We start from the raw sequence: 22,285 nt of genomic DNA, 5'->3' as shown, positions 1-22,285 counted from the left end.
GGGATGACTAAGACTGCCGAAAACACCGAGCTGCGCGAGGAGGTATCACTCGACCGGCCGTGGGTGACCCTGGTCTGGGACGACCCGGTCAACCTCATGTCGTATGTCGCCTACGTTTTTCGCAGCTATTTCGGTGTCACCCCCAAGCAAGCCGAACGACTCATGCTGCAGGTGCACAACACCGGCCGGGCCGTCGTAGCTACCGGCAATCGCGAATCCATGGAACGCCACGTCGAGGCCATGCACGGTTATGGTCTCTGGGCGACACTCGCGAAGGCCGACGAATGAGCGTGCCCCGGCGCTTCACGCCGCAGCAGGACGGCCGGTTGCTCGGCCGCTTCGAACCGATCGAAGCAGACCTCCTACGCCTGGCCACCACCCAGCTTCTCGAAATGCTCGACTCCGGCACCACCGACCCGCAGCTCGCCGCGAGCGACGGAGTCTTCGGCCGACTACTGCCCGACGCCTACCGAGATGACGACGAAGCGGCGGCCGAGTTTCGCCGCTTTACGGCGAACGGCCTGCTCGAACGCAAAGCCCTGAATGCCCAGATCGTGCTGGACTCATTGGGTGCCAGCGAACCGGATACCGCCACGCCCGACAGCGGCGATCGCCAACCGGTCGTGGTCAGTATCGACTCCGACGCCGTGCAGGCCTGGCTGCGCAGCCTCACCGACCTGCGCCTGACCCTCGCCGATCGATTGCAGATCTCCCCAGACGGAGTCGTGCACCTCGCCACCGAGGACACTCCGTTTCTGCGCGAACTCTATGAATGGCTGGGCATGCTGCAGGAAGAACTGGTCTACGCGATCGACGTCTGACCGTCCAACGTGACCGCGCTATCGGCCTGCTCGGCCAGCAGGGCCCGGGCAGCGAGCCCGATCACTGCGCTGTAGGTGGGGTAGGCGAATCGCACGTTTGCCAGCGTGGCCAAGTCGATCCCGGCGGCCATCGCCGTCGTGACGGACTGGATGACCTCGACGGCGTTCTCACCGACCGCGTGGGCACCGAGAATGAGCTCATGCCGGCGGTCGGCGATGAGCTTGAGAAATCCCCGTTGCCGATCGTCGATCACCGCCCGATCCAGCAGCGAATAGGGCACCACCGTGACGACGCACAGCTCATCGCGACTCCGGGCGTCAACCTCGGTCAGGCCGACGCCGGCGTAGTCCGGATCGGTGAACCCGCCCGCAGGAAGCAGATGGTGCGGGGTTCGTCGGTTGGCATCCAGCACGGCGTTCTCGGCTGCGGCCTCTCCTTCGAATTGTGCGGCCTGCACGAGCATGTCTTGGCCGTTGGCGTCACCAACGGCGAAAATGTGCGGTATCGAACTTCGAAAATTCGCATCGACGGGAATGGACGACCTCGTCGTGACCACACCGGTATTTTCCAGTCCGAGGTCACTGATATCTGCCGGCCAGCCGGTTGCCATGATCACCGCGTCGAAGCTGCCTGTATTTTCGAGTCCATTCTCACGCCAGGTGAGGGTGATCGAGCCGTCAGGGGCGCGTTGCAGTCCGTCAATACCGTCAATTCCCAGTCGGACAATGACACCTTGTTCGACGAAAGCCTGGGCGACAGCCTGCGAAACGGACTCGTCAGACGTAGCGAGCACGCGGCCGGCAACATCGAGCAGGGTCACAGCCGAGCCGAAGGAACGAAACACAGTGACCAGTTGGGCTCCGGTGTTTCCGCCACCGATCACGGCCAGGCGAGCGGGAACATTCGGGAGGTCGAGCAGGTGCTCTGGTACCGTTGCGAGCTCGGCTCCGGCAACCGGCAGCCGCCGGGAGTGACCACCGACGCATACCAGTACGGCACCGGCCGTCACCCGGCGCCCAGACTCCAGCCTGAGCGTGGAGGCATCCAGAAACCTGGCGCGTCCCTCAAGAATGAGTTCCACACCGGCGTCAGCGAACCGCGTTGCCTCATTTTTCATCACACGCACCCGGTCGACTGTTTGCCGTACGCGGGCGACCGTGGCCGGCCAGTCGATCGGGCGTTCAGTCACTGAGATGCCATAGGCGTCGGCGGTGCGAATCTCTCGCATGAGCCGAGCCGTTTTCGCCAGCACGCGGGTGGGTACGCATCCGGTGTTCACGCACGTGCCGCCCAGGCGGTCAGATTCGCAGACGGCGACGGATGCGCCCAGCTCCGCCGCACGCAGGGCTGCAGCCGTTCCAGCCGGGCCGGCACCGATCACGACCACATCGAAATGATCAGGAACGAGCCCGCTCACATCAGCATGCTGCTGTTCGAACGGCATCGTGTGTTCGGGGGTTGGGGCAGCGGTCATCTCGGTCTCCCACCGTCGTAATCGACGAAATACTGACAGTGTCGGCTGGGAATCAACCTGCGCCAAAGTGACCGAGACACCCCTGTTTGGGGGTGCTCTCTTCCCTGCTAATCCCGGGCCTCCACAGGTAGTCTGGTCGCGACCCGGTGGGGCACCCGTTACCACGGCTGGTTCGCCCCGGGCCGTCAAACCGTGTGCCAGTGACGCTTGCGCGGATGCGCCACCGCCTCTCAAATTGGCTTCACGACATGCCACGGAAGACATATGGACCTCAGCACCCTGACCCACATCACCGCAGCACGGCAGCGCAGCGACCTCATCGCGCTCGGGCCGAGCGTCGTACCGCTAGCCGGCGGATCCGAGCTGTTCGCCGACCCGCGCGTGCACCTCACGGCACTCGTCGATTTGCTGACCCTGGGGTGGCCGGCGCTCACGATCACCGCGGATGGTCTCGAGATTGCCGCCACATGCACCTTCGCCGAGCTTTCCCGGCTGCCGATGCGGGTGGGCTGGGCGGCGCATCCGCTGTTCTACCAGTGCTGCACGGCCCTGTTCGCGTCCTTCAAGGTGTGGAACGTCGCGACTGTCGGCGGCAACCTGGCCACCTCACTACCGGCCGGCCCCATGACCACCCTCGCGGTCGCCCTCGACGCCGAACTGCTGGTCTGGCGGGCTGACGGCAGCGACGCCATCGTGCCGGCCCGTTCGTTCGTGACCGGCAACATGACCAATGCGCTCGCCGACGGCGATGTGTTGCGCTCCATTCACGTGCCGCTCGCCTCGCTGCAGGCGCAGACGGCGTACCGCAAGATTGCCCTGTCGCCGCTCGGGCGCTCGGGCGCAGTGCTCGCCGGCCGACTGGACGCGCTCGGTGCTTTCGTGCTCACAGTGACGGCAGCGACGCTGCGACCGGTGCAGCTGCGCTACCCGGCGCTACCCGCCGCCCACGTTCTCGCCCGTGATATCACCGCGATCGACTGCTGGTTCACGGATGCCCACGGCGCCGCCGACTGGCGACGCGCGATGGGTCTGCTGCTCGGCGAAGAGATTCGCGTCGAACTCGAACTGGCCGGAGGCCGCCAATGACGCTGGAACAGGCGAAAATCGAGGCTGTCGGCGCCATGACCTTTGAGGTCAACGGCACCCAAGTCGAGGCGACGCCGCCTCCCGGTCAGTGCCTGCGCACGCTCCTGCGCGAGCACGAACACTTCGAGGTGAAGACGGGCTGTGATACCGGCGACTGCGGTGCCTGCACGGTGCAGGTCGACGGCACGCCCGTGCACTCCTGCATCTTTCCCGCGTACCGAGCCGCGGGAAAGCACATCACGACGGCGGCCGGCCTCGGCCAGCCGGGCACCCTCTCGCCCCTGCAACAACGTTTTGTCGACTCCGCTGGCTTTCAGTGCGGCTTCTGCACCCCGGGCGTGATCGTCACCGCCACCGCCATCGAAGCGGATACCGGTCTGAGCGTCGACGACCTGCCCCGTCTCTTGAAGGGAAATCTCTGCCGGTGCACCGGCTACCGCTCGATTTCCGATTCGATCGTCGGCGAGCACACCCCGCTGGACGGGTCCTGCCACACCGCGCCGGGGCGCGAGCACACCGAGACGTCGAGCCTCGGACCGGTGCGGGCGACCGGGCGCACCGGGGCTCCGCGCGCCGTCGGCCTGGTCGGCACCTCCCCCGGCGCGATCGCCGGGGAGCGCGTGGTGAGCGGCCTGGAGCCGTACACCCTCGACGTGGCCGTCCCCGGCCTGCTGCACCTGGCCGTGCTGGGTAGTCCGCACGCCCACGCACGCATCCGATTTCTGAATGTCGCCAAAGCTGCCGCGCTGCCGGGCGTGCACCGTGTGCTCACCCATGCCGATTCCCCCACCACCCTGTTTTCGACCGCGCGACACGAGAGCAGGTTCGACGACCCCGACGACACCCGGGTCTTCGACCAGACCCTGCGCTTTCGCGGCCAGCGGGTGGCGGCAGTCGTGGCCGATTCGGTGGCGATCGCCGAGGCGGCCTGTCGGTTGATCGACGTTGAGTACGACCTCCAGGACGCCGTGTTCGATCCGAAGCTGGCCCGACAACCGGGGGCTCCCCTCGTGCACGGCGATAAAGATCCGGTCGTCTCGCGCCTGGCAGATCCCGGGCTCAACCTCGTCGCTGAGCTGCACGGCGAATACGGCTCCGTCGAAGCCGGTCTGGCCGAGGCCACTACCGTCGTCTCGGGCAGCTGGCAGACCCAGCGCATCGCGCACACCCACCTCGAGACCCACGCCACGATCGGCTGGCTCGACCACGGCCGACTGGTCTTGCGCACGAGCTCGCAGGTTCCGTTTTTGGTGCAGAAGGAGATCTGCCGCCTGTTCAACCTCGACCCGGCCGGGGTGCGCGTCTTCACCGCGCGAGTCGGCGGCGGCTTCGGCGGCAAGCAGGAGCTACTCACGGAAGACCTCGTCACCCTCGCCGTGCTCGCAACCGGCCGCCCGGTGCAGTACGCGTTCACCCGCACCGACGAGTTCACCATCGCCCCGGTACGACATCCGATGACGATCGATGTCACTCTCGGAGCAGGGCGGGACGGCCGTCTCACCGCGTTGAAGCTGGGAGTGCTCGCCGATACGGGCGCCTACGGCAACCACGCACCCGGCGTGATTTTTCACGGTACGAGCGAATCCGTCGCGCTCTACAACGTGCCCAACAAGAGAGTGGATGCCCAGAGCGTCTACACGAATAATCCTCCGTCGGGTGCCTTCCGCGGCTACGGTCTCGGCCAGATCACCTTCGCAATCGAATGCGCCCTCGACGAGCTGGCCCGCGAACTTGCTGTGGACCCATTCGAACTACGGCGGCTCAACTCGGTGCAACCCGGAGATCCGCTCGTCGTCACCCACGAAGAAGGCCCCGACCTCGTCTTCGGCAGCTATGGCCTCGACCAGTGTCTCGACCTCGCTGAAGCGGCCCTGAAGCGCGGCAATCGGGTCGTCCCACCGGCCGGGTCACAGTGGCGGTTCGGTACCGGCATGGCGTCGTCGATGATCGCCACGACACCGCCGCGCGGCCACCGCTCACAGGCATCCGTTCAGCTGATGCCCGGTAGCCGTTACCTGGTGCGGGTCGGCACGAGCGAATTCGGCAACGGCACCACGACCGTGCACGCGCAGATCGCCGCGACGGCGCTGTGCACGACGATCGACCGAATCGATCTGGTGCACTCCGATACTGACGCCGCCGGGTACGACTCGGGTGCGTTCGGCTCGGCCGGTGTCGTCGTTGCCGGCAAGGCCGTTCTGGCCGCGGCGTCGGCGCTGGCCGAATCGCTCGCCGAGGCCGCGGCGTCATGCACCGGGGTTGACTCAGCGGTGGCCTGGCAGCTGGAGCGCGACGGGCTCCGAGCCGTGGAATCAGACTCCGGGCTTCTCTCGCTTGACGACCTGGCGCTCTGGGCCGCAGCCAACGACGTGGACCTGACCGCCACGCGGCGAGAAAACGGTGCGCTGCGATCCCTGGCCTTCAACGTGCACGCGTTTCGAGTGGCGGTGAACACCGACACCGGTGAGGTGCGCATTCTGCAGTCGATCCAGGCCGCGGATGCCGGCTTCGTCATGAATCCCGAGCAGTGTCGCGGACAGATCGAGGGAGGGGTGGCCCAGGCGCTCGGCACCGCCCTCTTCGAAGAGGTTGTCCTCGATGGCGCTGGGGCCGTGACGACTCGGGTGCTGCGTAATTACCACGTGCCCCAGCTCGCGGATCTGCCGGTCACGGAGGTCTATTTTGCGCAGAGCCACGACGTGCTCGGGCCCTACGGTGCCAAATCGATGAGCGAATCGACCTACAACCCGGTCGCGCCGGCGCTGGCCAATGCGATTCGCGACGCGATCGGCATCCGCCCGACCGAGCTGCCGATGTCGCGCGACCGCATCTGGCGGCTGTTGCACGGCTGAGCAGGCGCTGCGCGTCGGCCGGCAGCATCGGCCGGCAGCATCGGCCGGCAGCATCGGTGTGGAGAGTGCCGCCGAAACGGAAGGAATTGTCCGCTGCATCCCGTGAATGAGGATATTCTACGTAGATATGTACGAATCAGCGGGTCACGAAGTTTTTCGCGGTCATATCTTTCACATTGCTGGCGCTCCGACTGTCGGTGAGGCTCGCCAACACCTCGTCTCGATTCCCGATGGCGCCCTCGTCACGGATGAAGATGGAAGCATTGTCTGGGTCGGCTCGTTTGCCCAGCTGCCGACGGCGTTCGCCCAGCTGCCGGTGACCCCAACCGGATTCATCCTGCCGGGCTTTGTCGACACCCATATCCATTTTCCGCAGACCTACACCACGGATGCCTACGGCGGCGGCCAGCTGCTCGAATGGCTCGATGAGTGCGTGTTCCCGGCCGAGTCACGGCTGGAAGACCCGGGGTTCGCGCGCCAGGTGGCGCGCGATTTCACGCGGCAGCGGGCATCCGTCGGTACGACGAGCGCCCTCGTGTTCGGGTCGGCGTTTGCGCCCGCGCAGGACGCCCTGTTCGAACAAACGCAAGCGGCCGGCCTGCGGCTGGTGAGCGGACGCGGTATCCAGACCGTCGGCACCGACTCCGCTCGCGCGCTCATCACAAGCGAGCAGGCGGCGATCGAGCTCAGCATGGCCGAGATAGACCGCTGGCACGCTGTTGATACCGGTGACGCCCGCACCGCGCTGCTGCAGGTCGCGATCGTGCCGCGATTCAGCCTGTCGGTGACGCCGACGACCTTGGCCGGGTTGGGTGAACTCTACGACTCGGTGCGCGGCCGCGGGGTGTACTTTCACAGCCATCTCAACGAGAACGATCGGCCAGGCTCCGGGGAGATCGACGCCGTGCGCTCGGTGTTCGGCACGAAGACCTACCTCGACACCTATGACGGATACTTCCTGCCGGGCTCGCTTCGCGGCGGCTCCAGCCTGCTTGGTCCCCGCAGCATTCTCGCCCACGCCGTGCACTGCCAGGACAGTGAGCTGGCCCGTCTTGCCGACACCGGCACGTCGATCGCGCACTGCCCCACCTCGCAGGCGTTCCTCGGGTCGGGCACCATGCCGTGGCGCCGCACTACCCAGTTCGGAGTGAACGTCGCGATCGGAACGGATGTCGGCGGCGGCGACGAATGGCTCGTTTCACGGGTGCTCAACGACTGCTACAAAGTACACCTGTCCGAGCCGGGAGATTCCGGCGTGGCACTCGATCCGGCCGCGCTGTTGTTCACCGGCACCCTTGCCGGGGCGCGCGCCCTCGACATGGAGGAGCGGTTCGGCAACTTCGACCTCGGCAAGGATGCGGACTTCCTGCTGATCGACCCGGGCTGCTGGGAACCCCTCGCACTCGTCCTGGAGAACGCTGTGCGCGCCGACGACGCCGCGCTGGCGGCCGAACAGACCCTGTTCGCACTGCTCCTGGCCCTGCGCGAGCCCGCGATCACCGGCGTCTATGTACGGGGTCGCCGCGTGAGCGTGGATTAGGCCGGGCTTGGTTTCGCAGGCCGCCACAAAAACTCTACGATGACAGTCATGTTTCTTCCGCCGTCGCCCAGCCGCGTGGCTGGGCTGGTGCTTGCCGCCGGTGCCGGTTCGCGCTACGGCATGCCCAAGGCCTTCGTGCGCGACGGCGCCGGGCGCTCCTGGCTGCAACGCGCCGTCGACGTACTGGCCGAGGCCGGATGCTCCCCCGTTATCGTCGTGCTCGGCGCCTGCGGGTCCGAGGCGGCGGCCCTGATCGACGCTGGCGACGATGACCCCTCCAGTGCACCAGCTTGGGGCAGGGACCGGCCACCGGCATCCGTTCTCATCGTGCAGGCCGCCGACTGGGCCGAAGGGCTCTCCGCGTCCCTGCGCGCCGGTCTGCGCTGCGCCATCGAACACCCCGATCTCAGAGCCATCGCGGTCATTCCGGTGGACGTGCCCGATCTGAACGCTGCCACGGTCGAGCGAATGGTTGGCACGAATTTCGGCACCACGGCTGCACCGGGCGCGACCGTTCTCTCGGCCAGCACTCTGCGCCAGGCCCGGTTTTCCGGCCGACCGGGGCATCCCGTCGTCATCGGCCGGGAGCACTGGACGCCCCTCCTTGATACCCTCGCCGGTGACACCGGTGCCCGCCCGTACCTGCGCACGCACCCGGTCGAGCACATCGAGTGCGGTGACCTGGGAACGGGTGTCGACGTCGACCGGCCGAACTGACCGGTTCCTCACCTAACTCCGGGCGGGCACCCGGGTGAGGGCTGCGTAGGCCCGCTCGGCCCCAGATTGCCGGGTCAACGACAGCGCGAGTGCGTCGAGGCGGGCGCGCGGGGCGCCACTCGGGTCGGCACTCGAGTCAGCGCTCAGGCGCAGCATCCGCTCGCAGGCGGCCCGGAGCTCGAGAACCGTAGCGGTATTGGGCGGCAACGAGATGCCGAAGCCCGCGTCATCGAGGGCGGCCGCGCCGGCGAACTGGTCGGTCGAGAACGGCAGCACGACGAGCGGAACTCCGGCCGTCATCGCCTCGGTGACCGAATTGTTGCCGCCGTGGGTGACGGCGAGTACGGCCTGTTGCAGCAGGCGCACCTGCGGCAGGAACGCGCGCACCAGCCAGTCTGCTGGCAAGGCCCCCAACTCGGTGGGGTCGGTCGCCCCGGCGGCGATGGCGACCCGCACCGGAAGGCCGTCGAGGGCGGCGACGACGCGGGTGAGCACGTCACCACGCACCGAGAGAAAACTTCCGAAACTGACGTAGACAACGGGCAGCGAATCGGCTGCCAGCCAGGCCTCGACCTCGGGGTCGACGGACTCGGAGCGCACGGCAGACCCGAGAAACACGTGGGGCGGCAGCTGCCTCGTTCGCGCCGGTGCGTGCAATTCGCCCGGGTAGTTGAGCAGTAGCACGTCGCCCGATTCCTGAAAGGCGTCCCGGCTTGGCTCGGCATGCGGGTCGAGCTCGCGCAGGGCGTTGTTCCACTGGGCCGTGAAGGTGTCGCGCACGGCCGCGCACTGCCCGTGGAGCAGGGCCAGTTCCGAGGCTGCTGGCGAGAACACGGCGGGCCAGGCCGGCGGGTAACCGTAGACCTCGGCGGCCACGGGCAGTGCAGACGGATGCCCCAGTACGACATCCGCGTGCGCGACGCCGGCACTGAGTAAGCCCAGCCGTGCGCTGAAGGCCAGGTGGTCGACGATGACCTGGTCTGGCTGCACCCGGGCGACGATGCGCTGCACCTCGCGCGCGATGACGACCGGGTTGTAGAGCAGATCGCTGCTGCGCGCCTCAGCCTGAAATCGCAAAGTGTCGACCATTCCCCGGCGGGTCGCGTTGAAAAAACCCCGCAGGGCGTCGTCTTCGCCAGCGGGCTGCTGCTCGGCCCGGATCGTGCCGGGGTTGGAGCCGCGGCCCAGTTGGAGATGCTCCCGTTCGAACCCGAACTCGGTCACGATATCGGCCGTGGCCGGCCCGCTCGCAACCACGACGCGTTCGCCGGCCTGCGCCCACGCAACACCGAGCGTTGCGAGTGGGTATAGGTGCGAGGCGTAGTCCGGGCTGATGATCAGCAGGGTCACGAAACGCTCAGTTCCCAGGCGACCGGCTCGGTCGCCACGGCGACGCCGCGGTAAACCTCACCGAGTGCCGACGCCATTGCTTCGATCGTGAACTTGTTCGCGACCATGCTGCGGGCCCGTGCCGCATTGGCGCCACCCTGCGCGCCGCCAGCGAGGTCCAGGGCCTTCGCAATGGAGCGAGCGAGAGCGGCGCCGTCACCGGTGTCGACAAGAATGCCCGTCACTCCGTGCTCGATGTACGTGGCCGGTCCGCCTCCATTCGGCGCGACCACCGTGAGTCCGGTGGCCATCGCCTCGAGTAGAGCGATTCCGAATTCCTCTTTCATACTCGCGCAGACGTATACCCCGAACGGTGCCGCCAGGCCCGGGCGGCCGTAGCGTACGGCCGCCAGCCACCGAGCGACGGTGTCATTGGGGCGATGACCGGCCAGCAGCAGGCCCCGGGCAGCCAGATCGGCCAGGGCGCCACCGGCCAGGTCGCCGCCGGCCAGGTCGCCGCCGGGCAAGATGTGGGTCATGCGCCGCAACTCGATGCCTTCATCACACGACGGATGCTCGAGGTCGCCTCCCACAATCAGCAGGTTGCAGCGAGCTCGCAGTTCGGCGTCAGCGTTCCACGCCTCGACCAGGCTGGCCATACCCTTCACGCGGTGCAGCCGACCGACGCTGATCAGCACTGGCAGGCCTCGCCGAGCGGTCGGAAGCGTCCCGAGCAGGTTGTCGAGCTGGGTGAAGGCCACCGCCGCGGGTTCCGCCGCTGCTCGGGTATGCGCATCGGCAGAAACCAGCAGACTTCCGCCGGTCAGTCCGAGAGACCCGAGAGCATCCGTGCGGGAGCGGTCGATCACCGCGAGATCGATTCCCTCGGGAATGACCGAGTGCCGTTCCGGGTGCGCGTCAATGTCGATTCCCGTCAGGCGTTCCATATCTTGTTGCAGTCGCGGTCGCGGAAACAGCACGGTGTGAGCGGCATCCGCCGCGAGCCGCTGCACGAGGCGAGCCCGAAACCAGAAGTGCTCGACGGCATCGACGGTGCCGAAGTTGGCCCGGGTCAGCGCGCCACTCGCGTCGAGGGAGTCGATCACGCCGTGCGGGTCTGGCGCGACGGTGAAGACGACCGGAATGTCCAGGTCCCGCGCCACCGTTGCAGCGGCGAGGCTGCCGACGTCGGCCATGCGCAGGTGAATCGCATCGACCACACCGGCCGAGCGGAGGATGCGCCGAATGCCGCGCTGCGCGGCAACCCGTCGAGGCCACGCATCGATCGAGGGGACTGCGCCGCCAACGAATGGAATCGCCGCGAATGAGTGCCCACGCCGGGTCTTCCCGATATTGGCCAGGCCGCTCAGCGCCGACTCGTGCGTGCCACGCGACATGGTGATGACCCGTTCTACCGATTCCGTTTCTTTCGCGCGGCCAGCGCTGAAACGGCTGCCGACGAAAGGCGCACGAAGAGCGGATGCGGCGGCGCTCTGCGTTTCGCCGCCCGGCCGGACGGTTGGCCGGGCAACGAGGGCGTCACCGAGCCGTACCAGCAGGGTCGCGATGCCGCCGTTGTCGCCGACGCCCACCGTGGAGAGTTCACCGTCGATGTCGGCGTGGAGGAACAGCTGGGCGATCGTGGTACCCCGGTTCCATTTCGGCCGCGGCGTGTTCGTCGCCGTGAGATCGAACAGAGCCAGCCGGGCTACGGCTGCGAGTTCGATCTCGTCGCCGGAAGCTGCGTTGTCTTGCGTGAGACCGCTGAGCAACCCGAGCACGGCTTCGCTCGGGGAACGATCGCCGAGGCCGGCAATTGCGGCGGTACGAGCATCCAGGCTCTCGGCGCTGTCGGTAGCCACCCGACGCAGCAGGCGTTCGGGAACGCGGCCGGGAATCAGGCCGATGGTCTCGATGAGGCGGGCGCGGGCATCCGTTTCGGAGATGCCGAGCAGCGAACCCTCCAGCAGCAGGGCCACCTGGTCCGCAGCCGAAGAACCCCACTGTTCCAGGGTGCGCTGAGCGAGCATACCGGAAAAGCCACCCTGCCGAACCAGGGTGACCAGGCCGGCGATAGCGTCATAGCGCGGCAGCCGGGCGCCAAAGGCCCAGGCGGCATGCTCGCGCAGAAAGGCGGAGTCGTGGTACAGGAGGGCCACCAGCACCTCATCGGCGGAGTCGTCGAAGACCTGGGCGAGGGCGTGAACAGCAGCGATAGCGGTGAGCTGGTCGCTCAAATCGGTCGCGGCCTGGGCGAGCAGTCGCACAGCGCGGGCGCCCCCATCGCGGCTGGCTGCCACGGTGAGGTCATCGGCGCGTCGAATTCCCTCGAGCAGCGTTGCGGCGGATCGTTGATCGTCGAGTGCGGTGTGGGTAGCCATCGGCTGCTCCTTTTCGTGAAACTCCGCGGATCAATCGTGGCGATTGGGGGTTGCCACGAGTGAACATGGTGAATTTCGGTACTTCCGGTTCGAGAAATGTTGAGGAGCCCGAACACGAAAGCGCACGAATCAGGTTTAGCTAGCTAGGCTAGCAACTTCCCCACTCGCCATCATTGCATGAATGAGAGCAGCCGGGCTGACAGAGTGCCCTAATCGGTGCCGAGCGCTCGATACGCAAAAAAGAGCCACGCCCCAGTGAGTGGGGCGTGGCTCTATGTGTTTAGGTCTGCAAATGTCGGGTTTATCCGAACAGCGCTGTTACCTTCGCGAGTGTCTGAGAAATACCGAAGGCCAGCGGGATTCCCACCAGCGCCCAGGCCAAGATGACTTTTAGGACCTTCATGCGTGCGCCTTCTTTGCTTGTGCACCGACGAGCGGCTTTTCGGGTTCGTGAAAGTCGGTGTGAACCGGTCGCACGAACAGGTTCGCCACAAAACCGACAACGAGCAGCCCGACCATGGTGAGCAGGGCCGGCTGATAGGCCGCTGCCGTCAACGCACCCGGAGCTCCCTGAGCATCCAGGAACGAGTTCACGATGAGCGGACCGGCAATACCGGCCGCCGACCAGGCCGTCAGCAGCCGGCCATGGATGGCCCCCACCTGAAAGGTTCCGAACAGGTCCCGCAGGTAGGCCGGAGCGGTAGCGAAACCGCCACCGTAAAACGAAATGATGATGAAGGCCAGAACAACGTAGAGCGCTGTCGTGCTTGACCCGACGAGGGCCAGCAGCACGTACAACACCGTGCCAACGCCGAGGTAGACCATGTAGATGTTCTTGCGTCCGGTCTTGTCCGACGTAGCCGACCAGGCGAATCGTCCGCCCATGTTAGCGAGCGACAACAGGCCCACAAAACCTCCGGCAACGGCCGCCGAGACCAACGAGTTGCCGTCGCTCTGCCGGAAGAAGTCCTGGATCATCGGTGCGGCCTGCTCGAGAATGCCGATACCGGCCGTGACGTTGCAGAACAAGACGACCCAGAGTAGCCAGAATTGACGCGTTCGAATGGCGTTCTTGGCTGAAACATGGTTGCTCGTGACGAGGGCCTTGACCCGTACCTTGGACGCATCGAATCCGGCCGGTACCCAATCAGCAGCTGGGACCTTGATCGTGAAAGCGCCGAACATCATGTAGGCGAGATAGATCACCGCGAGGGTGAGAAAAAGCTTGCCCACGGAATCGCCGCTCGCCACCCAGTTCGCTGCCCCGGAGTTGGGGTCATAGATGCCGAGTAGCGCCGTCGACACCGGGCTGGCGATGAGGGCGCCGCCTCCAAAGCCCATGATGGCCATGCCGGTGGCGAGTCCCGGGCGGTCCGGGAACCACTTGATGAGCGTCGAAACGGGCGATATGTAGCCGATGCCGAGCCCGATGCCGCCGATGAAGCCGTAGCCGACGTAGACCAGCCACAGCTGGTTCGAAAAGATTCCGAGCGAACCGATGAGGAATCCGCCCGACCAGAACAGAGCCGCGACGAACATGGCCTTGCGCGGCCCGTTGGTGTCTACCCAGGTACCCATGATGGCCGCCGACAGGCCGAGCATCACGATAGCGATCGAGAAGATCACCCCGACCTGCACCAGGCTGGCGTCGAAGTGCGCCACGAGTGCCGTCTTGTACACACTCGTGGCGTAGGCCTGGCCGATACAGAGGTGTACGGCCAGTGCGGCGGGCGGAATCAGCCAACGGTTGAATCCAGGTGGGGCGATGGTGCGGTCTCGGTCGAGCCAGCTCATGGAGATGTCCTTGCTGCCGGTATGGCGATAGCGACTCTGCTGTGCGTTTCGGCTGTCCACGATGGCCGTGGACGTACTCCGCAAACGGATAGATTGAATAGTCTGCGGAGATTATCCTAGACGATTCACCGTGCAAATTTCGTCCCCAAATTCATACCCATTTCATATTTCGGGGGAATTCCCCTTTGCGGCAAGGCAGGATAGGTATATGACACGTTCAGCTCCCATCGAAGACATCAACGAAGATAATCTCGTTGTCACCGCCCCCAAGACCCACGCGGCGGGTGTCGGAGCCGTAGTGGTGGCGCTCGATCGAGGTATCGCCCAGGCTGGTGTCATGCGCACCGCGCGGTCACTGCTGCGCCTGAATCAGCGCGACGGCACCGACTGCCCCGGATGCGCGTGGCCGGAATCTCAGGGACATCGCAAGACCGCGGAGTTCTGCGAAAACGGCGCGAAGGCCGTCGCTGAAGAGAGCACGCTGCGCACGGTGACGCCCGAGTTCTGGGCAGAGCATTCCATCGCCGAGCTGGCTACGAAAACGGAGTATTGGCTCGGAAACCAGGGCCGCATTACGCACCCCGTCGTCATTCGCCCGGGCGACACGCACTACTCGCAGATCTCCTGGGATGATGCATTCGAGCTCATTGGTGAGCAGATTCGCGCCACCGTGCCCGACCGCACCGTCTTCTACACGTCCGGCCGCACCGCCAACGAGTCGGCGTTCATGTACCAATTGTTCGCACGGTCCATCGGCACCAATAACCTGCCGGACTGCTCCAATATGTGCCACGAGTCGTCGGGCTCAGCGCTGAACCCCACGATCGGTATCGGCAAGGGTACGGTCTCGCTCGAAGACATCCACCGGGCTGAACTCATTTTGGTGGTCGGCCAGAACCCGGGCACCAACCACCCGCGCATGCTGTCGGCTTTGGCCGAATGCAAGGACAACGGCGGCAAGATTGTGGCCGTCAACCCGCTGCCCGAAGCCGGACTGTTCAACTTCATGGACCCGCAGACCCCGAAGGGCGTCGTCGGCAAGGGCACCAACCTGGCTGATGAGTTTCTGCAGATCAAGGTCGGGGGCGATCTGGCCCTGTTCCAGGCGCTCGGCCACCTGCTGCTCGAAGAAGAAGCGCGCGTGCCAGGGTCGGTCATCGATCATGAGTTCGTTGCCGCGAACACCGACGGAATCGAGGCCTATCGGGCAGCCCGATCGGTGATCGACTGGGACGAGACGAAGAAGGCCACCGGCCTGGACCGTGCCGCAATCGAGACCGTGGCGCAGCTGCTCATCGCGAGCAAAGCCACCATCATCTGCTGGGCGCTCGGACTGACCCAGCAGCCACACTCGGTGAACACCCTCAAGGAAATCATCAACCTGCTGCTCCTGCAGGGCAACTTCGGCAAGCCTGGCGCCGGCGCGTGCCCGGTGCGCGGCCACTCCAACGTGCAGGGCGACCGCACCATGGGTGTGTGGGAGAAGCCGAAGGAGCCCATGCTCGCCGCCCTCGACGCCGAGTTCGGCATCGTATCCCCGCGGGAGCATGGCCTCGACTCCGTCGACACGGTGGATGCCTTCGTGCATGACCGCGTCGACGTGTTCGTCTCCATGGGCGGCAACTTCGCCCTGGCCTGCTCCGATACCGACCTGCTGGAGAAAGCCATGCAGCGCGTCGGTCTCACCGTGCACGTCTCCACCAAGCCGAACCGCTCGCACGTCGTGCACGGTTTGACCTCGCTCATCCTGCCGACGCTCGGCCGAACGGATACCGATGACAAGCATCCGTCTGGCCGCCAGGTGCTCTCGGTGGAAGACTCGATGTCGGTCGTTCGCACCACCCAGGGACGCCTCGAGCCGGTGTCGGAGCACCTGCTCGCCGAACCGGTGATCATTGCCCGCATGGCCCACGCCACGCTCGGCGACGACCACCCGGTTGACTGGAAGGCCATGGCGGATGACTACGACGTCGTTCGTGACCACATCTCCCGCGTCGTGCCCGGCTTCGTCGATTTCAACGTTCGGCTCAAGACCAAGAACGGCTTCGTGCTGCCCAACCCCCCGCGCGATACACGCAGCTTTGCCACCGACATTGGTCTGGCCCGGTTCTCGGTGAGCCCGATCGAGTATTTGTCGGCGCCAGAGGGCCACTTGATCTTGCAGACCATCCGCAGCCACGACCAGTACAACACCACGTTCTACGGGCTTGACGACCGCTACCGCGGCATCAAGAACGGTCGTCGCGTCATCCTCATCCACGAAGACGACGTCACCGAGCTGGGCTTCGCCGACCGCGATATGGTCGACGTGATCAGCACCTTCCAGGGCGTTGAGCGCCGAGCCGACACGTTCCGCCTCGTGGTCTATCCGACACCGCGCGGCTGCGCGGCAGCGTACTTCCCGGAGGCGAACGCGCTCATGCACCGCGAGCTCGTGGCCCGTGAATCGAACACCCCCGGTTACAAGGCCATGACCGTGCGCTTCGTTCTAGCCGGGGCCGCCGCCTAGCCTGGGTCAGGCGGCCTGCTCGTCACGCTGTGCGTCGATGATCAGGCCGTCGTCACCGCCTAGCCGGGGTCAGGCGGCCTGCTCGTCACGCTGTGCGTCGATGATCCGGTCGCCGCCGGCGTAGACGACCATGGAGTTGCCGCGGAGAAAACCGACCAGGGTCATGCCGACCTCGGCGGCGAACTCCGCGGCGAGTGACGACGGCGCCGAGACTGCCGCGAGCACCGGAATGCCCGCCATCAGGGCTTTCTGGGTGAGTTCGAAGCTCGCCCTGCTCGACACCATGAGAACCGTGCCGGTCAGCGGCAGCCTGTTCTCCTTGACTGCCCAGCCGATGACCTTGTCGACGGCGTTGTGCCGGCCGACATCTTCGCGCAGCACCAGGAGTTCGCCGGTGGCGGCATCGAACAGTCCGGCAGCGTGGATGCCACCGGTCTTCTCGAATACGTTCTGCCCGGCGCGCAGCTTGTCAGGAAAAGTCGTGAGCGATTCGGCAGTCACGTGCACCGCGTCATCCGCTATCTCGAAGACTGATTTGGTGCGCACGGCATCGATGCTCTCCTTGCCGCACAGGCCACAGGAGCTGTTGGTGATGAGGGAGCGCTCCAGGCTGGGTGCCGGTGGCGCGACGCCGGCACCCAGGGTGACGTCGAGCACGTTATAGGTGTTGACTCCGTCGATCGCCCCGGCGCAGTAGCGGGCAGAATTGAAATCGTCACCCCGTGTGATGACGCCCTCCGAGACCAGAAACCCAGCCGCAAGGTCGATATCGTTGCCCGGGGTGCGCATCGTGACGGCGAGGCGGCGGCCGTTCACTCGAATTTCCAGGGGTTCTTCAACCGCCAACAGGTCTTCGCCAGCCAGAGGCTGGGCACCGACGGTGATTCGGGTAATTTTGCGTCGCGCGGTAATTCTGCTCATTCTTAAAGTCTCCCACGCTGGTGCTGTTACCGCACTCCAGCGCTATTGATTAACCGCCGATGTAGGACATTTCGATTTTCTTGGCACCGGATGCCCGTAACTCACTGGTCTTCGCGCTGCGCAGCTGCGAATAGCGGTCAGTGCGCTCCCGCCAGAGGTGTGCCATGACGGTGGACAGTTCGGCGTCGGAGCAGCCGCCGCGCATGAGTGCCCGCAGATCGTGGCCCTCGGTGGCAAACAAACAGGTGAACAGTTTGCCGTCGGTGGAGACGCGGGCGCGGGAGCAGGACTGGCAGAACGACTGGGTCACGCTCGAGATGACGCCGATCTCGCCGCCGCCGTCCTGGTAGCGCCAACGCCTTGAGGTTTCACCGCTATAGTTCGGGGCGATCTCTTCGAGCGGCAGCTCGGCATGGATGCGCGCGATGACGTCCTTCGACGGCACGACCGCGCCCATCTCCCAGCCGTTGCTGGTGCCGACATCCATGAATTCAATAAACCGTAAAATGTAGGGGGTGTCCTTGAAGTGGCGGGCCATGGCCACGATGTCCTGATCGTTCTTGCCGCGCTGCACCACCATGTTGACCTTGATCGGGCCGAGCCCGACCGCTTCGGCCACGTCGATGCCGTGCAGTACCTTCGCAACGGGGAATTTCACGTCGTTCATGGTGCGAAAAGTCGTGTCGTCGAGCGAGTCGAGCGACACGGTGACTCGTTTCAGTCCGGCGTCCTTGAGCGCCTGCGCCTTGACAGCGAGCGCCGACCCGTTCGTGGTGAGCGCGATGTCAATCTCACGGCCGTCGGGAGTGCGCAGCTCGGCTAGCTGGGAGATGAGATCTTCGAGCCCCTTACGCAGCAGCGGCTCTCCGCCGGTCAGTCGGATCTTCTCAACGCCGTGGGCGACGGCTATACGCGCGAGCCGGGTCAGCTCCTCGAAGCTGAGGAGTTCGTCGTGCTCCATGAACGCGAAGTCGCGACCAAAAATCTCTTTGGGCATGCAGTACACGCAGCGAAAGTTACAGCGGTCGGTCACGCTCAGGCGCAGGTCATGCAACGGCCGGTTCATCCGGTCGGTCACGGTCCCTGTGGGCGTTTCGAGGTTCAACGGAATGTCCGCGCGTTCTCGATAGAAGCGCGGAGCTGATTGTGCAAAGTCGGCGCCGGTCATACTTCCAGCCTAACCCCGCGCCCCGCACGGGGATGCCCAGAACACCAGTTCTGAGCGGATGCTGATCAATTCCGAAACAGGGATGGCCCGCCCGGGAGAATCCCCGGGCGGGCCATCCGCTTACCTGCTGCTAACCCTTGACGTAGCCATTGGGGTTCAGCACGTACTTCGTCGCCGCGCCGGCGTCGAATTCGGCATAGCCACGCGGGGCATCTTCGAGGCTGATCGCCTGGGCGTTGACGGCCTTGGCGATGTGTACCTTGTCGTACAGGATCGCCATCATCAGCTGGCGGTTGTACTTCATCACCGGGCACTGGCCGGTGGTGAACGACAGCGATTTGGCCCAGCCGAGTCCCAAACGAATCGACAGCGAGCCCACCTGGGCTGCCTTCTCCTTGGCCCCCGGGTCACCCGTGACGTAGAGGCCCGGGATGCCGAGGGCACCACCGGCCGCTGTAACCGTCATGAGTGAGTTGAGCACGGTGGCCGGAGCCTCGTGGTCAGCGTCCTTACCGTGGCCACGCGCTTCAAAGCCCACCGCGTCGACGCCGGCGTCAACCTCTGGCACACCGAGGATCTGTTCGATCTGCTCCCCCGGCTCGCCTTTGCTGAGATCGATGGTCTCGCAGCCGAAGCTGCGGGCCTGCGCGAGTCGCTCCGCGTTCATGTCACCGACGATGACGACGGCCGCGCCCAGCAGCTGCGCCGAGACGGCGGCCGCGAGGCCCACCGGGCCGGCACCGGCCACGTAGACGGTCGATCCGATACCGGCACCGGCAGTGTAGGCGCCGTGGAATCCGGTCGGGAAGATGTCGGACAGCATGGTGAGGTCCATGATCTTCTCGAGCGCCTGGTCCCGATCGGGAAACTTCAGCAGGTTCCAGTCGGCGTAGGGAACCAGCACGTACTCGGCCTGGCCTCCCACCCAACCGCCCATGTCGACGTAGCCGTATGCACTACCCGGACGGTCCGGGTTGACGTTGAGGCAGATGCCGGTCTTGCGTTCCTTGCAGTTGCGACAGCGACCACAGCTGATGTTGAACGGTACCGACACGATGTCGCCGACCTTGATGAATTCGACGTCGGGACCAGTTTCGACCACTTCACCGGTGATTTCGTGACCCAGCACCAGGTTCGCCGGTGCGGTCGTGCGGCCACGCACCATGTGCTGATCGGAGCCGCAAATATTGGTGGTTACTGTTCTGAGAATGACGCCGTGCGGCACCTTCCGGCCGATGTTGGCCGGGTTGACCCCCGGTCCATCTTTGAGTTCGAACGTGGGGTAGTCGATGTCAATGACCTCGACGACTCCAGCACTTTTGTAGGCAACTGCTCTGTTCCCCGTCATGAATTACCTTCCTCGTTTTTCTTCGCGGAGCAGGCCAGACGACCTTCTCCGCACTGGGTGAGCGCTGCCATTTCTGACAGCAGCCCCTTTACTTCACCACGAATCTCAGAAATTACAATCAGCAAACTCCCAGTTCGTGACCCCCGTTCTGGCTACAGGAACGGCCAGAACGGGGAACGACTCAGGGCTTCCAGACCTGCACGACGGATGGCCGCGGCCCGGCCCACGCGCCAGCCGGAGCGGTCGCCCTCTGCGCAACATAGTCCGGGAATCGGCTGGCCTGGGCGGCCCAGCTGCCGTCCTCCCCCGGATGCTGCACGGCGACATAGACCATCGACTGCTCCGAGCGGATGACCGGTCCGCAGGTCTCCGCCTGCCGCGGCACCGCGAGGAACTGTTGCACCCGCCCGCGCTCGGGTCCGACGAGCGGAACCTTGAACAGTCCGTCGCAGAATCCGATCGTGCTCGGTGCGCCGTCGGTGGAGATCCACAGGTTGCCTTCGGTGTCGAAGGCCACGTTGTCTGGGCATGATATCGGCGACACCTTGTCGCTCGGGAAACCGGCGAAGTAGGTGCTCGTGTTGGTCTTCGGGTCGCCGCAGACCAGCAGCAGGTTCCAGTCGAAGGTCACCGAGGTGGCATCGGATCCGGTTTCAGTGATCTCCACGATGTGACCGTCGCGGTTGATCGCCCGCGGGTTGGCCTCGGTGGCACCCTCCTTGCCGAGCCGGCCGCGATCGCTGTTGTTGGTGCAGGCGACATAGATCTTGCCGGTCACCGGGCTCGGCTCGACGTCTTCGCAGCGGTCCATTTTGGTGGCGCCGACGGCATCCGCGACCAGGCGGGTGTTCACGAGCGCATCATCCGTGGTGAAGCCAGCAACCTGGCAGACGCCGTCGATGACGAGCGCCACCCACTGGCCGGTGCCGTCGAATTGGCCGTCGGCGGGCAGCTGGCCGGTGCCGGTGATCTCGGCGGCTGGCGAGTTGCCCGTGAACCGGGCCACGTACAGGGATCCCCTGGTGAGCAGGGACTTGTTGTGGGTGCGCGCCTTCGGGCTCTTCTTCTTGTCGAAGCGGTCGTGGGAGACGAACTTGTAGAGGTAGTCGAAGCGTTCGTCGTCGCCCATGTAGGCGGCAACATGGCCGGTCTTTCCAACGATCACGTTGGCGCCCTCGTGCTTGAACCGGCCGAGCGCAGTGTGCTTGACCGGGGGCTCGTTCGGTGCTTCCGGGTCGATCTCCACGATCCAGCCGAATCGGTTGGGCTCGTTCTCGTTTCCGGCGACGGTGGCATCGAAGCGGTCGTCGATCTGCTCCCAGAGCCGACCGGTGGGGCGGTTGGCCAGGCCGTAGCGGGCATCAGCTGTGCTGGTGCCGTTGGCGCGGAAGTATCCGTTGAAATTCTCCTCGCCGGAGAGCACCGTGCCCCAGGGGGTAGTGCCACCGGCGCAGTTGCCGAGGGTGCCGAGCACGGTGCGGCCGGTGGGGTCGCCCTTCGTCTTCAGCAGATCACTGCCGGCGGCCGGACCGGTGACGGTGAACGGCGTACTCGCGGTGATGCGCCGGTTGAGGCGGTCACCCACCCGGTAGGTCCAGGGCTGCCCGGCGCGCTTTCGTTCGAGGGCGACCACGGACATGCCGTGGGCCATCATGGCAATGCGACGCTGCTCATCTGCCTCGGCCGGCGTCGTGGCGGGGGCGAACATGATGTTCTCGTTGGTGTATTCGTGGTTGGTGACGAGGATGCCATCCCGCCCTTTGCGCCCCGGACCCTCGAGGATGTCGAGGTAGTCGTTGTTGTAGCCGAACTGGCGCGCCTGCGAGGCGGCCGTCTGGTGTTCTGGGTCGAACCGATCAGTGGCGGCGAACAGCGGGTCTCCCCAGCGGATGATGGGGTTCCAGGAATAGCCGGCGGGCACCGAGAAGGCGTCGACTGCGGCCGGAACGGGCGCGATCGGCGTGAATGCGAGGCCACGGCTGACCGGACCGCCGGATGCCGCCAGCGCGGGTACCGACTGGCCCGACCCGAGTACGATCGCCGCAGCACCGACGCCCACACCCACGAGCAGGGAACGGCGGCTCAGTGCAGCGCCGACGATGTCACGAAAGTAGTCGTTCTTACTCTCGTTGGGTACCGGGTGAAAGCAGGCGTCAGCGCACTTGAGGTGGCAGGTGACTGCGCTGCGCTTGCCGAGCGTGTGCCCCTCCATGGGCAGCAGCGGCAGCAACGGCCGATCACGATCGGTCGTGTGCTGACGGGGGCCGGTGGATTCACGATTCAACATGCGAGCGCTCCTCATGGTTAGGGTGAGCCCCGAGCTAGGGGTGAGTCTACCCTCCCG

At 65.5% G+C, this 22,285-nt stretch carries 16 protein-coding genes; 7 read left to right on the top strand and 9 right to left on the bottom strand.

What is annotated here, in order from left to right; genetic code table 11:
• Window positions 1–3: 3 nt before the first annotated feature.
• Together clpS and E3T27_RS12375 are read left to right on the top strand one after the other, a co-directional pair.
• The gene (gene clpS, locus E3T27_RS12380) at window positions 4–288 is read left to right on the top strand and encodes an ATP-dependent Clp protease adapter ClpS (protein ID WP_104195795.1); all 285 of its coding nucleotides are present in this window, start codon (window positions 4–6) and stop codon (window positions 286–288) included.
• Window positions 285–821 (top strand): DUF2017 family protein, encoded by a 537-nt coding sequence (locus E3T27_RS12375; RefSeq protein WP_134573111.1) that lies wholly within the window; start codon window positions 285–287, stop codon window positions 819–821. The genes clpS and E3T27_RS12375 overlap by 4 nt, the downstream gene beginning before the upstream one ends.
• On the opposite strand, the gene E3T27_RS12370 is transcribed toward E3T27_RS12375, so the two are convergent.
• On the bottom strand, window positions 803–2,296 hold the full coding sequence (locus E3T27_RS12370; RefSeq protein WP_241992240.1) for a dihydrolipoyl dehydrogenase family protein: 1,494 nt from the start codon (window positions 2,294–2,296) through the stop codon (window positions 803–805). The genes E3T27_RS12375 and E3T27_RS12370 overlap by 19 nt on opposite strands.
• 264 nt (window positions 2,297–2,560) lie before the next feature.
• Here E3T27_RS12370 and E3T27_RS12365 point away from each other — a divergent pair, with 264 nt between their 5' ends.
• From E3T27_RS12365 to E3T27_RS12350, 4 genes are all read left to right on the top strand, one after another.
• Complete coding sequence (locus tag E3T27_RS12365) at window positions 2,561–3,382, top strand: FAD binding domain-containing protein (RefSeq protein ID WP_134573109.1); 822 nt, start codon at window positions 2,561–2,563, stop codon at window positions 3,380–3,382.
• Between the two features lie 35 nt (window positions 3,383–3,417).
• Window positions 3,418–6,234, top strand: a complete 2,817-nt coding sequence (locus tag E3T27_RS12360; RefSeq protein WP_134573148.1) for a molybdopterin-dependent oxidoreductase — start codon at window positions 3,418–3,420, stop codon at window positions 6,232–6,234.
• 127 nt (window positions 6,235–6,361) lie between these two features.
• Window positions 6,362–7,774 (top strand): amidohydrolase family protein, encoded by a 1,413-nt coding sequence (locus E3T27_RS12355; RefSeq protein WP_134573107.1) that lies wholly within the window; start codon window positions 6,362–6,364, stop codon window positions 7,772–7,774.
• A 39-nt stretch (window positions 7,775–7,813) separates the two neighbouring features.
• Window positions 7,814–8,491, top strand: a complete 678-nt coding sequence (locus E3T27_RS12350; RefSeq protein ID WP_241992239.1) for a nucleotidyltransferase family protein — start codon at window positions 7,814–7,816, stop codon at window positions 8,489–8,491.
• A 12-nt stretch (window positions 8,492–8,503) separates the two neighbouring features.
• Here the strand turns inward: E3T27_RS12350 and E3T27_RS12345 are convergent, their stop codons facing one another.
• The 4 genes from E3T27_RS12345 to E3T27_RS12335 form a co-directional block, all read right to left on the bottom strand.
• Window positions 8,504–9,841: a nucleotide disphospho-sugar-binding domain-containing protein gene (locus E3T27_RS12345; protein WP_134573103.1), complete on the bottom strand. Its 1,338-nt coding sequence runs from the start codon at window positions 9,839–9,841 to the stop codon at window positions 8,504–8,506.
• Complete coding sequence (locus tag E3T27_RS12340; RefSeq protein ID WP_134573102.1) at window positions 9,838–12,201, bottom strand: glycosyltransferase; 2,364 nt, start codon at window positions 12,199–12,201, stop codon at window positions 9,838–9,840. Before E3T27_RS12340 ends, E3T27_RS12345 begins: the two co-directional genes overlap by 4 nt.
• A 301-nt stretch (window positions 12,202–12,502) precedes the next feature.
• Window positions 12,503–12,604 carry an MFS transporter small subunit gene (locus E3T27_RS17375; RefSeq protein ID WP_420898066.1) on the bottom strand — a complete coding sequence of 34 codons (102 nt, stop codon included), beginning with the start codon at window positions 12,602–12,604 and terminating at the stop codon, window positions 12,503–12,505.
• Window positions 12,601–13,995, bottom strand: a complete 1,395-nt coding sequence (locus tag E3T27_RS12335) for an OFA family MFS transporter (protein ID WP_104195823.1) — start codon at window positions 13,993–13,995, stop codon at window positions 12,601–12,603. Before E3T27_RS12335 ends, E3T27_RS17375 begins: the two co-directional genes overlap by 4 nt.
• A 208-nt stretch (window positions 13,996–14,203) precedes the next feature.
• Here E3T27_RS12335 and E3T27_RS12330 point away from each other — a divergent pair, with 208 nt between their 5' ends.
• A complete protein-coding gene (locus E3T27_RS12330; protein ID WP_134573100.1) occupies window positions 14,204–16,504 on the top strand; it encodes an FdhF/YdeP family oxidoreductase in 2,301 nt (766 codons plus the stop codon).
• Window positions 16,505–16,573: 69 nt separating this feature from the next.
• Here the strand turns inward: E3T27_RS12330 and fdhD are convergent, their stop codons facing one another.
• From fdhD to E3T27_RS12310, 4 genes are all read right to left on the bottom strand, one after another.
• The gene (gene fdhD, locus E3T27_RS12325) at window positions 16,574–17,425 is read right to left on the bottom strand and encodes a formate dehydrogenase accessory sulfurtransferase FdhD (RefSeq protein ID WP_104195788.1); all 852 of its coding nucleotides are present in this window, start codon (window positions 17,423–17,425) and stop codon (window positions 16,574–16,576) included.
• 49 nt (window positions 17,426–17,474) lie between these two features.
• Complete coding sequence (gene moaA / locus E3T27_RS12320) at window positions 17,475–18,593, bottom strand: GTP 3',8-cyclase MoaA (protein ID WP_104195787.1); 1,119 nt, start codon at window positions 18,591–18,593, stop codon at window positions 17,475–17,477.
• A 130-nt stretch (window positions 18,594–18,723) separates the two neighbouring features.
• A complete protein-coding gene (gene fdhA / locus E3T27_RS12315) occupies window positions 18,724–19,941 on the bottom strand; it encodes a formaldehyde dehydrogenase, glutathione-independent (RefSeq protein ID WP_104195786.1) in 1,218 nt (405 codons plus the stop codon).
• 181 nt (window positions 19,942–20,122) lie between these two features.
• Window positions 20,123–22,153: a PhoX family protein gene (locus E3T27_RS12310; RefSeq protein ID WP_420898068.1), complete on the bottom strand. Its 2,031-nt coding sequence runs from the start codon at window positions 22,151–22,153 to the stop codon at window positions 20,123–20,125.
• Window positions 22,154–22,285: the final 132 nt, after the last annotated feature.

The sequence above is a fragment of the Cryobacterium lyxosi genome (assembly GCF_004403345.1).
Lineage (GTDB): Bacteria > Actinomycetota > Actinomycetes > Actinomycetales > Microbacteriaceae > Cryobacterium > Cryobacterium lyxosi.
The sequence above is the reverse complement of the archived record's forward strand: the minus strand, read 5'-3'. Positions and strand labels throughout refer to the sequence as shown.

Bases quoted from the DNA above. Each gene is read 5' to 3' on its own strand.
- E3T27_RS12335 (WP_104195823.1), bottom strand. From the start codon at position 13,995: ATGAGCTGGCTCGACCGAGACCGCACCATCGCCCCACCTGGATTCAAC.
- E3T27_RS12370 (WP_241992240.1), bottom strand. From the start codon at position 2,296: ATGACCGCTGCCCCAACCCCCGAACACACGATGCCGTTCGAACAGCAG.
- E3T27_RS12310 (WP_420898068.1), bottom strand. From the start codon at position 22,153: ATGGAGGGGCACACGCTCGGCAAGCGCAGCGCAGTCACCTGCCACCTC.
- moaA (WP_104195787.1), bottom strand. From the start codon at position 18,593: ATGACCGGCGCCGACTTTGCACAATCAGCTCCGCGCTTCTATCGAGAA.
- fdhD (WP_104195788.1), bottom strand. From the start codon at position 17,425: ATGAGCAGAATTACCGCGCGACGCAAAATTACCCGAATCACCGTCGGT.
- E3T27_RS12375 (WP_134573111.1), top strand. From the start codon at position 285: ATGAGCGTGCCCCGGCGCTTCACGCCGCAGCAGGACGGCCGGTTGCTC.
- E3T27_RS12355 (WP_134573107.1), top strand. From the start codon at position 6,362: ATGTACGAATCAGCGGGTCACGAAGTTTTTCGCGGTCATATCTTTCAC.
- E3T27_RS12350 (WP_241992239.1), top strand. From the start codon at position 7,814: ATGACAGTCATGTTTCTTCCGCCGTCGCCCAGCCGCGTGGCTGGGCTG.
- E3T27_RS12340 (WP_134573102.1), bottom strand. From the start codon at position 12,201: ATGGCTACCCACACCGCACTCGACGATCAACGATCCGCCGCAACGCTG.
- clpS (WP_104195795.1), top strand. From the start codon at position 4: ATGACTAAGACTGCCGAAAACACCGAGCTGCGCGAGGAGGTATCACTC.
- E3T27_RS12365 (WP_134573109.1), top strand. From the start codon at position 2,561: ATGGACCTCAGCACCCTGACCCACATCACCGCAGCACGGCAGCGCAGC.
- E3T27_RS17375 (WP_420898066.1), bottom strand. From the start codon at position 12,604: ATGAAGGTCCTAAAAGTCATCTTGGCCTGGGCGCTGGTGGGAATCCCG.
- E3T27_RS12360 (WP_134573148.1), top strand. From the start codon at position 3,418: ATGACCTTTGAGGTCAACGGCACCCAAGTCGAGGCGACGCCGCCTCCC.
- E3T27_RS12330 (WP_134573100.1), top strand. From the start codon at position 14,204: ATGACACGTTCAGCTCCCATCGAAGACATCAACGAAGATAATCTCGTT.
- fdhA (WP_104195786.1), bottom strand. From the start codon at position 19,941: ATGACGGGGAACAGAGCAGTTGCCTACAAAAGTGCTGGAGTCGTCGAG.